The organism is Pseudonocardia bannensis, from assembly GCF_012911875.1.
Lineage (GTDB): Bacteria > Actinomycetota > Actinomycetes > Mycobacteriales > Pseudonocardiaceae > Pseudonocardia > Pseudonocardia bannensis.
Genome location: NZ_JAAXKZ010000009.1, coordinates 19623 through 32616, shown reverse-complemented (window position 1 = coordinate 32616; position 12994 = coordinate 19623). Strand labels below are relative to the sequence as shown.

The following is a 12994-nucleotide window of genomic DNA, read 5'->3' as shown; positions in this document are numbered from 1 at the left end:
TGCCACCCGCGTCGCTGATGCTGCTGGACGCCGCGAGCCTGTACTTCCGCGCCTACTACGGGGTACCGGAGTCGGTGACCGCCCCGGACGGCACTCCGGTCAACGCCGTTCGCGGGTTCTGCGACATGGTCGCCCGCCTCGTCACCGAACGGCGTCCCACCCGGCTGGTGGCCTGCCTGGACCTCGACTGGCGCCCGGCGTTCCGGGTCGAGGCGCTGCCGTCGTACAAGGCGCACCGCGTGGCGGGCAACGACGGCGGCAATGGCGGCGGCAATGGCGGTTCGGCCCTGGCCGGCGCGCCCGCCGGCATCCCGGAGGAGGTCCCCGACACCCTCGCCCCGCAGGTCCCGGTGCTGCTCGAGGTGCTCGACGCGGTCGGGATCGCCACCGGCGGCGCCGAGGGCTACGAGGCCGACGACGTGATCGGGACGCTCGCCGCCACCGAGCGCGACGACGCCGTGCAGGTGGTCAGCGGCGACCGCGACCTGATGCAGGTCGTCCGGGACTCCCCGACCCCGGTCCGGCTGATCTACGTGGGCCGCGGGCTGGCCAAGGCGGAGACGCTGGGCCCGGTGGAGGTCGCGGAGAAGTACGGGGTCCCGGTGAGCCGGGCCGGTGAGGCCTACGCCGAGCTCGCGATGCTGCGCGGCGACCCCTCCGACGGCCTGCCCGGCGTTCCCGGGGTCGGCGCCAAGACCGCGGCCACCCTGGTCTCGCGGTTCGACTCGTGGGCCGACCTGCAGGCCGGTGTCCTGGACCGCACCGACTCCCGGCTCAGCGCCCCGGTGCGCACGAAGCTGGCCGCCGCGGCCGGCTACCTGGCCGTCGTGGAACCGGTGGTCCGGGTGGCGCAGGACGCCCCGGTGCGGCTGGACCGTCCCGACGCGCTGCCCGCCGAGCCCGCCGACCCGGAGCGGCTGGCGTCGCTGGCGGAGCGGTGGGGGCTGGGCACCTCGGTGGGCCGGCTGACCGCCGCGCTGCGCCGCTGACCCGCCCGCTTCAGAAGAACGTGCCGCACCACGGGGTCGCGGTGGTCCGGAACAGCACGTCCGCGCGGTTCAGGGCGGCCGCGTCGTGCACCCGCCACCACCCGCTCCCGGCCAGCTCCGACGGCGTCCGGTCACCGAGGTAGGCCATGGACAGCGCCGCCACGTCGCATTCCAGCTGCGGCTCCAGGTGCAGCCTGGTCTCGCCGTCGAGCCGCGTGACGCCGCCGGGGCCGATCCGGTAGATCCCGGCGTTGCGCGGCAGCACCGCGTCGTGCACGGCGAGCAGCACGGGATCCGCCGGGCTCCAGGCGCGGGCGTCCAGCGCGGCCGTGACGTCGACCAGCCGCAGCCAGGTCTCGTCGGCGACCGCGGTGGTCGTGCAGTCCCGCGGGTCGGCGAGCAGCAGTTCCAGCGGCTCGTCGAGCGGGCGTAGCCAACCCTCGACGTCGACGAGCAGGTCGAGCCCGAGCAGGAACCGCCACAGCCCGGCGACCGCCCCGGCGTCGGCCGCGTGCAGGTCCTCGAGCCGGGCCGTGTTCTCCCCGAACCCGGCGCCGGACTCCCGGATCGTCCACACGGCGAATCCGTCGTCGCCGTCCGCTCCGGCGTGCACGGCGACCTGCACGGGCTCTCGGTCGGCGAGGCGCCGCCCGTACTGGACCGACCACCAGCCGTCCGGGCGCGTCATCGCGCCGGGGCGGCGCAGGGTCAGCCGGTCGTGCAGCGCGGCGAGCGTGCAGACGACCTCGTCGGGGTCCAGCAGCCGCACCGTCCCGCCCGCCGGGGCACCGGCGCGCCAGCCGGCGCCCCGGGCCCGTACCCGTACGGTGCGGCCCCGGCTGGCCACCCCGTAGCCGAAGCGGCCGTAGATGCGGGTCTCGCTGGCCCGCAGGGTCGCCAGCACCTCCCCGCGCTCGGCGGCGTCGGCGAGCTGGTGACGCATCATGGCCGAGAGCAGCCCGCGCCGGGTGTGGTCGGCCCGCACCCCGACCCTGGTCACGGCCGCGGTGGGCAGCGCGGCGCCGCCCGGCACCGCGGTCCGGGTCGGGAACGAGGTCGCGGTGCCGGCAAGCGCACCGCCGACGTGCACGCCGACGGTGCGCTCGGGAACGTAGGAACGCTCCGTCCACGACCACCCGTCGTCGGTCACCGGCCGGCGGTGCAGGGCCCTGGCGAACAGGGTGTGCGCGGCGCGCAGCTCGTCGGCGGGAAGGGTGGCTACGGCGATCGGGTCGAGGGGCACGGTCGGGATTCTCGACCACGCCCCCGGGTGCGTGCCGCCCGATCGCGGACCGGTGTCAGACCCGGCCGACCTCGTAGTCGCCGCCGTCGCTGGTGACCCGGACCGGCACCTTCAACCGCTCGCCGTCGACGGTCGCGTCGCAGGTGAAGGTGGTGCCGGTGGCCACCTCGATGTTCGCCGCGCAGCTCACGCCGGAGACCTCGTGCCCGTAGTCACGGGTGAGGATCAGCTCGACGCCGCTCTGCAGCGCCGCCTGGTCGAACACCCGATCGACGAAGTAGCCGGGCTTCCAGAACCCGACCACGCCGACGACACCGAGCACCACGACGACCGCGGCGAGCACGATCCACGGCAGCGGGCTCTTCCCGCCCCCGGCGGGGGCCTGCTGGGTGCCCTGGCCCCAGCCCGGTTGGCCCCACTGCTGCTCGGCGGCCGGCTGCTGACCCCAGCCCTGCGGCTGCTGACCCCACGCCGGCTGGCCCCAGTTCTGCTGCGTGGCCGCCTGCTGGTCGCCCCAGCCCGGCTGGCCCCACACGGTCGTCTGCTGGGGGTCCCGGCTCTGCTGACCGGCGGGATCGGCGCCCGGCTGCCCCCAGCCGCCGGGCGGCTGCTGACCCCACGTGGGCTGGTCGGTGGGCCGGTCCACCGAGCCCGACGGGCCGGTGGCGCCCTGCTCGGACGGGTTGCCGTGCGGGGGGTTCGGGCCCTGGGGGGTGCTCATCGCCGACCTTCCTCGTGCCTGCTGGTCCGGCGATCAAAGCACAGCGGTGACACCGGGGGCAGTGGTACCGGCACGTCGATCACCCATGAGGACCGGGGACGTCACACCGCGCCGACCGCGACCACTCCGCGCCGGATCGCCGCTACCGCCTGCGTCGCCGACCGCCCGACCGGGGTCCTCCGGCCGGCGACCCCGGCGATCTGGTCGAGGAGGTCGAGAACCTGCCGGCACCAGCGCACGAAGTCGCCGGCCGAGAGCTCGTGACCGTTCTGGCTCGCCGCGGCCAGCACCTGCGACAGCGACTCGCCACGGGCCCACCGCTGCATCGGCCAGGCGAACCCGAGATCGGGCTCGCGGGTCCGGTCCACCTTGTGGCGCCGCTCGTCGGCCTCCAGATCCGACCAGATCCGCATCGTGTCGGCGAGCGCCTCGGACACCGGCCCGGAGGGCACCCGCGGCATCGGTCCGTCGTCCCGGCGCGACTCGTAGACCAACGCGGACACCACCGCGGCCAGCTCGGCGGGCTCCAGGCCTTCCCAGACGCCGTTGCGCAGGCACTCGGCGGCCAGCAGGTCGGACTCGCCCCACAACCGGGCCAGCCGTTCACCGTGCTCGGTGATCTCCTCACCGTCCGGGCCGCCGATGTACCCACGCTCGCTCAGCAGCGCCCGGATCCGGTCGAACGCGCGGGCCAGCGAGTGCGTCGTGGCCCGCACCTTCTGGCGCAGCTGCTCGGTCTCGCGCTCCAGCCGGTTGTAGCGCTCACCCCAGCGCGCGTGCGCCTCGCGGTCGGTGCAGCCGTGGCAGGGGTGGGCACGCAGCGCCCGGCGCAGCGTGGCCAGCTCGGGGTCGTCGACGGCCGCGCCCCGGGCGCGCCGGCGCTGCTGCGTCGGCGCCTGGATGCCGGTGTTGCGCAGCGTCGAGGCCAGGTCCCGGCGGGCCTGCGGCGAGCGGTGGTCGACGTGCCGGGGCAGCCGCATCCGGCCCAGCGGCTCGACCGGCGTCGGGAAGTCCGCCGCCGAGAGCCGCCCGGACCAGCGGTCCTCCGACAGCACCAGGGGGCGCGGCTCGTCGTTGCCGTTGACGCCGGGGTCGAGCACCACCGCGAGCCCCGAACGCCGGCCGCCGGGCACCGCGATGACGTCCCCGGGGCGCAGCGCGCGCAGCGAGTCCGCCGCCGCCTCCCGGCGTTCGGACACCCCCTGACGGCTCAGCGTCTTCTCCCGGTCCGACACCCTCCGCCGCAGCGCGGCGTACTCGGCGAAGTCGCCGAGGTGGCAGCTCATCGACTCGGCGTATCCGGCCAGGGCCTCGTTGTTGCGCTCGATGCGCCGGGCGAGCCCGACGACCGAGCGGTCGGCCTGGAACTGCCCGAACGAGGACTCCAGCAGCTGCCTGGCGGCCTCGACGCCGAGCTGCCCGACCAGGTTGACGGCCATGTTGTAGCCGGGCCGGAACGAGCTGCGCAGCGGGTAGGTGCGGGTCGAGGCGAGACCGGCGACCTTCACCGGGTCGACGCCGGGCTGCCAGATGACGACGGCGTGGCCCTCGACGTCGATGCCGCGGCGCCCGGCCCGGCCGGTGAGCTGGGTGTACTCCCCGGGGGTCAGTTCGACGTGCGACTCGCCGTTGTACTTGACCAGCTTCTCCAGCACGACGGTGCGGGCCGGCATGTTGATGCCCAGGGCGAGGGTCTCGGTGGCGAACACGCAGCGCACCAGGCCCCTGACGAACAGCTCCTCGACGGTCTCCTTGAACGCCGGCAGCAGGCCGGCGTGGTGCGCGGCGATGCCCCGTTCGAGCGCCTCGCGCCACTCCCAGTAGCCGAGCACACCGAGGTCGGCCTGCGGCAGGTCGCCGGTGTGCTTCTCCACGATGCGCCGGATCTCGGCGACCTCGGCGTCGGTGGTCAGTCGCAGCCCGGACCGGACGCACTGCCCCACGGCGGCGTCGCAGCCGGCGCGGCTGAACACGAAGAAGATCGCGGGTAGCAGCCCCTCCCGGTCCAGCCGGTCGATCACCGTGATCCGCGAGGGCGGCCGGTACCCGACGTTGCGCCGCGGCGGGCCGGAGCGGCCGCGGCGGGACCCGCGGTCCCACACCGCCATCGAGCTCTGCCGGTCGAGCTCCTGGGTGTGCCGGACCAGGTCGGGGTCGACCTGCAGCTCACCGGCGGCGTCCTCGCCGGCGAACAGGTCGAGCATCCGGTTGCCGACCATCATGTGCTGCCACAGCGGGACCGGCCGATGTTCGTCGACGACGACGGCGGTGTCGCCGCGCACGGTGACGAGCCAGTCGCCGAACTCCTCGGCGTTGCTCACCGTCGCCGACAGGCTGACCAGTTGCACGTGCTCGGGCAGCTGGAGGATGACCTCCTCCCACACCGCACCGCGGAACCGGTCGGCCAGGTAGTGCACCTCGTCCATCACGACGTAGCCGAGGTGCTCCAGCGCCGGCGAACCGGCGTAGATCATGTTGCGGAGCACCTCGGTGGTCATCACGACCACCTGGGCGTCGCCGTTCACGCTGGTGTCGCCGGTGAGCAGGCCGACCGCGTCACTGCCGTAGCGCTCGACCAGGTCGGCGTACTTCTGGTTCGACAACGCCTTGATCGGCGTGGTGTAGAAACACTTGAGCCCCTGGGAGAGGGCGAGGTGCACGGCGAATTCGCCGACGACGGTCTTTCCCGCGCCGGTCGGTGCGCACACCAGGACCCCGTGTCCGCCTTCGAGAGCGTCGCAGGCGGCACGCTGGAAACCGTCGAGTTCGAATGGCAGGCCCGCGACGAACTCGGTCAGTCGCGGACGAGCGACGCGAGATTTCGCAGCGGCGTAGGCCTGCGCGGGAGCCGGAGAGCTGCTGGCCACACCTCCAGGCTTCCACACCCTGGACGCCGCCACCTGTCGTACCCGTCACGTTGTCGGTGCGGGCGCCGCCCCCGGGCCCCTCGGGTACGACCCGGCGATCATCCTCGCCGGAACGACCGGCCGGCGGCCCGGCGAGCGGTGCGGCGACGGCCGTAGCGCGTCGGGTGTCGTCAGGTGACGTCGTCGAAGCGCCGCAGGGTGTCCTCCGGGCGACCGGGGTCGACCGGCGAGGGGCTCGGCGACGGCAAGATGTCGATCTTCGAGGGCGAGGTGTCCAGCACGCTGGGCGAGGTGTCGATCGGTGACGGCTGGTCCGGATCCCAGTCGTCCCAGCCCTCCGCAGCGCGCCGCTTGGCCTTGCGCCGGTCGTGCAGCCGGGCCAGCTGGATCGCGAACTCGAACAGGATCGTCAACGCGACCGCCAGCGCGATCATCGAGATCGGGTCCTGGCCCGGCGTCGCGATCGCCGCGAACACGAACAGGCCGAAGATCAACCCACGACGGGACGTGCGCAGGCGCTCGTAGGACACCACCCCGACGCGGTTGAGCATCACCACCAGCAGCGGTAGCTCGAAACTCACCCCGAAGATCAGCAGCAGCGCGATGACGAACCCGAAGTAGGCCTCACCGCTCAGCGCGGTGGTCTGCACCTCGCTGCCGATCGTCAGCAGGAAGGACAGGCCCTGTGCCACCACGAAGTACGCCAGCACGGCGCCGGCCACGAACAGGACGGCCGCGACCGAGACGAAGGTCAGCGCGAAGCGGCGCTCCTTGGCGTAGAGGCCCGGGGTGATGAACGCCCAGAGCTGGTACAGCCAGATCGGGCAGGCCAGGACGACACCCGCCGTCGCGCCGACCTTGAGGCGCAGCGCGAACTGGTCGAACGGCCCGGTGCCGAGCAGCGTGCAGGAACCGTCCGCGGTGAACACCGCACGCGAGGACGGGGGCAGTGAGCAGTAGGGGTCCTTGAGCAGCGCACCCAGGCTCGGCACGCCGAACAGTGCGACCTCGAACCAGATGTAGCCGAAGACCGTCGTCACGACGATCGCGATCAGGGAGATCCCGAGCCGGTTGCGCAGCTCGTAGAGATGCTCGATGAGCGTCATCGTCCCGTCGGGGGACTTCGTCCGGCGGGACTTGCGGCGGCCCGGAAGCAACCGGCCCAGTGCAGAGGTGGCCACCGCGGGAGGCTACTGCGGCCGCTCGGCCTGGCCCGGCTGCGGCGTCCGAGTGGGCTCCTGCGAGGTCTGCTGGCCGGTCGGGAGCGCCGACGGCGGGGTCGGCGTCGCCGCGTCCGCGGGCTTGTCCGTCGTCTCGGGCTTGTCCGTCTTGTCGTTCTTGTGGGCCTCGTCGTCGGCCTTCAGGCCCTTCATCTCACCCTTGAAAACGCGGGCCGACTGGCCCACCGAACGCGCCATCTCCGGCAGTCGCTTAGCCCCGAAGAGCAGGAGCAGGACACCTACGATGATGAGCCATTCCCAACCACCTGGCATGTTTCCGTCCTCCCTCGTCGTCATTCGCCCCGCAGTGTACGGGGACGGGTGAAAGGCATCACCCGACCGGCGGTGTCCACCGATCCGAGGACCGAATCGTGATACGCGATTCGCCCTGCACCCGGGGAACGATTCAGGACCTCACGAGTGACGGCGGCGCGGTACCGCCTGCTCGAGCGCCGCCACGCGCCTGTCCCAGTCCGACTGCAGCGACGCGGCCTGACCGGCCAGTCGCCGCACCGGCCGCAGGACCGTCACCGCCACGAGTACCGCCAGCGCCACCAGGCCGAAACCGGCGACGACCAGCGCGATCACGAGTCCCACGTCTGCTCCTGTTCCGCGTTCACGTCCCCGGCGGCGAGCGCCTCCCGGGCTCGGCGGCCGACGGCTTCGGCCAGTTCGGGCGGGTCGATTACCCGGGCCCCGCCGCCGAGCCCGAGCACGAGCCGGATCAGCCAGGCCGGGTCGGCGTAGCGCATCGACACCCGGGCCCGGCCACCGTCGAACTCCACCACCTCGTCGACGGGGTAGTACTCGGCGATCCAGCGGGCTTCGGGCTCGAGCGCCAGCACCGCGGTGCGGTGCTCCGCGGACGGGCGGAACAGCCCCGCCGACAGATCGGTGGGCTCGGCGTCCGGCGGTGGGGCGGCCGGCTCGTCGAGCTGCTCGACGGCCTCGACGCGGTCGAGCCGGAACAGCCGCACGCCCTCCGCCCGCCGGCACCACGCCTCGAGGTATCCGCGGCCCTCGACCAGCAGCAGCCGCATCGGGTCGATGGTGCGTTGCGAGACGGCGTCGCGGCCCGCGGTGTAGTACCGGATCCGCAGCGCCCGCCGTTGCTCCAGCGCGGTGCGGACGGCTGCGGTGGTGGCCTCCTCCTCGCGGGTCAGGTCGACCGCGACGCCCGCGAGCCCGGCGTCGCCGACCGCCCGCTCGATCTTGGCGGTGGCCCGCTGCACCGACGCCGTGTCGACCATCCCCGGCAGGCCGCCCAGGGTGCGCAGCGCGACCAGCAGCGCGGTGGCCTCGGCCGTGGTCAACCGCAGCGGGCGGCGCATCCCGGCGTCCTCGGTGACGGTCACGGTGTCCCCGGAGAAAGACAGGTCGACCAGGTCACCGGGGCCGTAGCCGGGCAGCCCGCACATCCACAGCAGCTCCAGGTCCCGGCGCAGCTGCTTCTCCGAGATGCCGAAGTCGGCCGCGGCCTCGGCGACCGGCACCCCGGGGCGGGCGAGGAAGTAGGGCACCAGCGACAGCAGTCGCGGGAGCCGGTCGGCCACGCCGGCGCTCACGGCGCGCTCCCGGGTGGCCCCTCGTGGGCCTTCGCGGCGGCCTCCCAGTTGAGCCGGACCGCCTCGACGAGTTCCGGCGGGTCGAGCACCACGACGTCCGGGCCGTGGCCGCTCAGCCAGCGTGCCACCAGGTGCACACTGCGCAGGTCGATCTCCAGCTCGTCGCCGGCGCGGCCGCGGTGCGTCCGCGGCCCGAGGACCCGGCCGAGCCGGCGCAGCCCGTAGGCCCGCCCCTGCGGGACCCACACCCGGGCGGCGCCGATGACCGGGGGCGGATCGAAGTTGTGCTTGATGTAGCCCATCAGGTCGATGTCCGGAGGCACCGTCACGGCACCGGCCGGTCCGATCGGGGTCACCGGCTCCGCGATCCTGGAGAGCCGGAACGAACGCACGTCCTCGCGGTCCCGGTCGTGACCGACCAGGTACCAACGGCCCCGCCAGGACACCACGCCCCACGGTTCGACGGTCCGGCGGACGATCTCGCCGGTGGGGCCACCCCGGCGGTGGTCGAAGGTGACCGCCCGTCCCGCCTGCACCGCGGCGAGCAACGGCGCGAACGCCGGCTCCGCGGCCCGCACCCGCGGCTGCACCGGCCCCCGGGTCTCGTCGACCTCGACACCGGCCGCTCGCAGCTTCACCAGCGCGCCGTGCGCCGCCCCGGCCAGCTGCGGGGTGTCCCACAGCCGGGCGGCCAGCGCGACGGCAGCGGCCTCGTCGGCCTCCAGGTCGATCTCACCGAGCTCGTAGTCCTGCCGCGCGATCCGGTAGCCGTCGGCCGTGTCGAACGACGACCGGCGGCCCGTCTCCAAGGGGATGCCCAGCTCGCGCAGCTCGTTCTTGTCCCGCTCGAACATCCGGAAGAACGCTTCGTCGCTCGGCGCGTCGGCGTAGCCCGGGACGGTCGCGCGGATCCGCTCGGCAGACAGGAACTGCCGGGTGGCGAGCAGGCAGAGGACCAGGTTCACCAGTCGCTCGGCGCGGGCGGAGGACACGAGCCGCATCGTACGGCCGCCGCGGCGCGCGTACCGCCGAACCGGGTCGACCGGTCACGATCATCGGCGGGCGTCTCATCCTGCGACGCCGTGGCGTCTTGACGCCACCGGACCCGGCGAGAACGCTCGGTGCGAGGCCGGACACGGAGAGGTAAGCCATGGGCGAGGTAGGCACACCCGAGACCTTCAACCCCTGGAGCGTCGTCAACCTGGTGTTCCATCACCTGGCCGAGCGAGGACTGCACCCGGTGCTGGGCGAGACCGGGGATCCCGCGGCCGCGGCGCGGGATCTGCTGAACGCACTCGGCATCCAGTCCGCACCCGACCACGCCGGACCGGCCGCTCCCGGCGTCCAGGACACCCTGGCGGAGCTGCGCCGAAAGATGATGCCGGGCATCGAGTGACGGCTGTGTGATCGTGAGGGGCGTCTAGAGCGACGCGATGAGCCGGTCCACCCGCTCGTCGACGGCCCGGAACGGGTCCTTGCACAGCACGGTGCGCTGCGCCTGGTCGTTGAGCTTCAGGTGCACCCAGTCGACGGTGAAGTCGCGGCCCGCGGCCTGCGCGGCGGCGATGAAGTCACCGCGCAGCTTGGCTCGCGTCGTCTGCGGCGGGGTGTCCTTGGCGGCCTCGATCTCGCCGTCGTCGGTGACCCGGTCGACCATGCCCTTGCGCTGCAACATGTCGAACAGGCCCCGGCCACGCCGGATGTCGTGGTAGGCCAGGTCGAGCTGGGCGATCCGGGCGTTGGCCAGGTCGAGGTCGTTGCGGTCGCGGTAGCGCTCGACGAGCCGGTGCTTGATGGCCCAGTCGATCTCGCGGTCGATCAGCGAGAGGTCCTGGGTCTCCACCGCGTCCAGGGTGCGACCCCACAGCTCGAGGACCCGCTCGGTGGTCTTGTCCGCGCTCCCCCGGGCCTGCACGTGCTCGACGGCGCGGGCGTAGTACTCCCGCTGGATGTCCAGCGCGCTGGCCTCACGTCCGCCCGCGAGCCGGACCGTGCGCCGGCCGGTGAGGTCGTGGCTGATCTCGCGGATCGCCCGGATCGGGTTGTCCAGGGTGAAGTCGCGGAACTGGACGCCCGCCTCGATCATCTCGAGCACCAGCGTCGCGGAGCCGACCTTGAGCAGGGTGGTCACCTCGGACATGTTCGAGTCGCCCACGATGACGTGCAGCCGGCGGTAACGCTCGGCGTCGGCGTGCGGCTCGTCGCGGGTGTTGATGATCGGCCGGGACCGGGTGGTGGCGCTGGAGACGCCCTCCCAGATGTGCTCCGCCCGCTGCGACAGGCAGTAGACCGCCCCGCGGGGAGTCTGCAGAACCTTGCCGGCACCACAGATGAGCTGCCGGGTCACCAGGAACGGCAACAGCACGTCGGCGATCCGGGAGAACTCGCCGGCCCGGGCCACGAGGTAGTTCTCGTGGCAGCCGTAGGAGTTGCCGGCCGAGTCGGTGTTGTTCTTGAACAGGTAGATGTCGCCGCCGATGCCCTCGTCGACCAGCCGCCGCTCGGCGTCGACGAGCAGATCCTCGAGAATCCGCTCCCCCGCCTTGTCGTGGGCGACGAGCTGGGTCAGCGAGTCGCACTCGGCGGTCGCGTACTCGGGGTGGGACCCGACGTCCAGGTACAGCCGGGCGCCGTTGCGCAGGAAGACGTTCGACGACCGACCCCAGGAGACCACGCGGCGGAAGAGGTATCGCGCCACTTCGTCGGGGGACAGCCGACGCTGACCGTGGAAGGTGCAGGTGACCCCGAATTCGGTCTCGACACCGTAGATCCGACGCTGCATGCCCTTCAGCGTAGGCGGAGAACCGCCCGTACTGTCACGCCTGTGATCGAGTGGTTCCGGCGTGTCAGCCGCGTTGCCGACAACGTGAACGACGCCGATCGGGTCATATCGCGCCGAATCGCCCAGCGGCCACCGAGCCGGCTGGACCCGGCGATGAAAACGCTGTCCACGGCCGCCAACCACAGCCTGCTGTGGTTCGGGGTCGCGGCACTGCTCGCCACCCGCAAGGGCGCGAGCCGCAAGGCCGCGATGCGCGGCGTGGTGGCCATCGCCGGCGCGAGCGGGAGCGCCAACGCGATCCTCAAACCGATGCTGCCGCGCCGCCGCCCGGCCGCGGCCGAGCTGCCCGCCTACCAGACCCTCGCGGACCCGCCGACGTCGTCGTCGTTCCCGTCCGGGCACGCCGCGTCGGCGGCCGCGTTCGCCGCGGCGGTGGCACTCGAGAGCCCGCGGCTCGGCCTCGTCGTCGCCCCGCTGGCGGGCGCCGTGGCGTACTCCCGGGTGCACGTCGGTGTCCACTGGGCCTCGGACGTGGTCGCCGGCGCCGCGCTGGGCAGCGGCGTCGCGCTGGCCACCCGCCGCTGGTGGCCGGTCCGGCGCACCGACGAGGCCCGGGCCCGCCCGCTGGACGCCGTGCCGGCCCTCCCGGAGGGCGAAGGCCTGGTGATGGTCGCCAACCCCTACTCCGGGGACCCGAACGTCGATCCGGCCGACGACGTCGCCGAGGCGCTGCCCCGCGCCACGGTGCTGCGCGTCCAGGAGGGCGTGGACATCGGCGAGCAACTCGAGGACGCGCTCGCCCGCAACGGCAGCCGGACGCGGGCGATCGGGGTGGCCGGTGGCGACGGGACGGTCGCGGCGGCGGCCGCCGTGGCCAACCGGAACGGGTTGCCGCTGGTGGTCGTCCCGGCCGGCACCCTCAACCACTTCGCTCGCGACGTCGGCGTCTACGACCTGCAGGAGGCCGTCGACGCCACCCAGGCCGGTGAGGCGGTGGCGGTGGATCTCGGGCTGGTCGAGGCGCACCCGGGCGCCGGCGCAGACCCCATGAGCGAGGAGGTCATCCGGACCCGGTACTTCCTCAACACCGCGAGCATCGGCTCCTACCCGGAGCTGGTGCAGTTGCGGGAGCGGTGGCAGCCGCGCTGGGGCAAGTGGCCGGCGTTCGCGGCAGCGCTGATCTCGGTGCTGCGCAAGTCCGAGCGCGTCGATGTCAAGATCGAGGGCGAGTGGCACACGGTCTGGTTCCTGTTCGTGGGCAACGGGCCGTACCACCCGCGCGGAATGGTGCCGGCCTGGCGGCCCACGCTCGACTCGGGCCTGCTCGACGTCCGGTGGATCCGCGCCGACGTGCGCTTCTCCCGGGCCCGGGCGTTCCTCGCACTCATCCTCGGCGCGCTCGGGCACAGCCGGGTCTACGCGCAGCGCGAGGTGCCCGAACTCGACGTCGAGCTCAGGAGACCCGCCATGCTCGCCACCGACGGCGAGGTGGTCGAGGAGTCCGGCCGCTACACCTTCCGGGTCGCGAAGGACCCGATCCCGGTCTACCGCCGCGACGAGCGGAAGTGGACGGGGCAGGACCGGCCGTACCTGGGGTGAGCGACCGG

At 73.3% G+C, this 12994-nt stretch carries 12 protein-coding genes; 3 read left to right on the top strand and 9 right to left on the bottom strand.

Features of this window, described 5'->3' with window-relative positions; genetic code table 11:
* Positions 1-17: 17 nt before the first annotated feature.
* Positions 18-989 carry a 5'-3' exonuclease gene (locus HF519_RS04340; RefSeq protein WP_169410381.1) on the top strand — a complete coding sequence of 324 codons (972 nt, stop codon included), beginning with the start codon at positions 18-20 and terminating at the stop codon, positions 987-989.
* 10 nt (positions 990-999) lie between these two features.
* Here HF519_RS04340 and HF519_RS04335 read toward each other — a convergent pair whose 3' ends face one another.
* The 8 genes from HF519_RS04335 to HF519_RS04300 form a co-directional block, all read right to left on the bottom strand.
* Positions 1000-2232: a GNAT family N-acetyltransferase gene (locus HF519_RS04335; RefSeq protein WP_169410320.1), complete on the bottom strand. Its 1233-nt coding sequence runs from the start codon at positions 2230-2232 to the stop codon at positions 1000-1002.
* A gap of 55 nt (positions 2233-2287) precedes the next feature.
* Positions 2288-2953 carry a DUF4333 domain-containing protein gene (locus HF519_RS04330; RefSeq protein ID WP_169410319.1) on the bottom strand — a complete coding sequence of 222 codons (666 nt, stop codon included), beginning with the start codon at positions 2951-2953 and terminating at the stop codon, positions 2288-2290.
* Positions 2954-3054: 101 nt separating this feature from the next.
* Complete coding sequence (locus tag HF519_RS04325) at positions 3055-5820, bottom strand: DEAD/DEAH box helicase (RefSeq protein ID WP_169410318.1); 2766 nt, start codon at positions 5818-5820, stop codon at positions 3055-3057.
* Positions 5821-5990: 170 nt separating this feature from the next.
* On the bottom strand, positions 5991-7001 hold the full coding sequence (gene tatC / locus HF519_RS04320; protein WP_438826379.1) for a twin-arginine translocase subunit TatC: 1011 nt from the start codon (positions 6999-7001) through the stop codon (positions 5991-5993).
* Between the two features lie 9 nt (positions 7002-7010).
* Positions 7011-7313, bottom strand: coding sequence for a Sec-independent protein translocase subunit TatA (gene tatA / locus HF519_RS04315; RefSeq protein WP_169410317.1), 303 nt, complete (start codon positions 7311-7313; stop codon positions 7011-7013).
* A 141-nt stretch (positions 7314-7454) separates the two neighbouring features.
* On the bottom strand, positions 7455-7637 hold the full coding sequence (locus tag HF519_RS04310; protein WP_169410316.1) for a hypothetical protein: 183 nt from the start codon (positions 7635-7637) through the stop codon (positions 7455-7457).
* Positions 7625-8605 carry a helix-turn-helix transcriptional regulator gene (locus HF519_RS04305; RefSeq protein ID WP_312859892.1) on the bottom strand — a complete coding sequence of 327 codons (981 nt, stop codon included), beginning with the start codon at positions 8603-8605 and terminating at the stop codon, positions 7625-7627. The genes HF519_RS04310 and HF519_RS04305 overlap by 13 nt, the downstream gene beginning before the upstream one ends.
* Positions 8602-9597: a helix-turn-helix transcriptional regulator gene (locus HF519_RS04300; RefSeq protein WP_169410315.1), complete on the bottom strand. Its 996-nt coding sequence runs from the start codon at positions 9595-9597 to the stop codon at positions 8602-8604. The genes HF519_RS04305 and HF519_RS04300 overlap by 4 nt, the downstream gene beginning before the upstream one ends.
* A gap of 158 nt (positions 9598-9755) precedes the next feature.
* Here HF519_RS04300 and HF519_RS04295 point away from each other — a divergent pair, with 158 nt between their 5' ends.
* Complete coding sequence (locus HF519_RS04295) at positions 9756-10001, top strand: hypothetical protein (RefSeq protein ID WP_169410314.1); 246 nt, start codon at positions 9756-9758, stop codon at positions 9999-10001.
* A gap of 24 nt (positions 10002-10025) precedes the next feature.
* Here HF519_RS04295 and pafA read toward each other — a convergent pair whose 3' ends face one another.
* The gene (gene pafA / locus HF519_RS04290; protein ID WP_169410313.1) at positions 10026-11387 is read right to left on the bottom strand and encodes a Pup--protein ligase; all 1362 of its coding nucleotides are present in this window, start codon (positions 11385-11387) and stop codon (positions 10026-10028) included.
* Positions 11388-11540: 153 nt separating this feature from the next.
* Between pafA and HF519_RS04285 the strand changes: the two genes are divergently transcribed.
* Positions 11541-12986 (top strand): bifunctional phosphatase PAP2/diacylglycerol kinase family protein, encoded by a 1446-nt coding sequence (locus tag HF519_RS04285; protein WP_169410312.1) that lies wholly within the window; start codon positions 11541-11543, stop codon positions 12984-12986.
* Positions 12987-12994 lie beyond the last annotated feature (8 nt).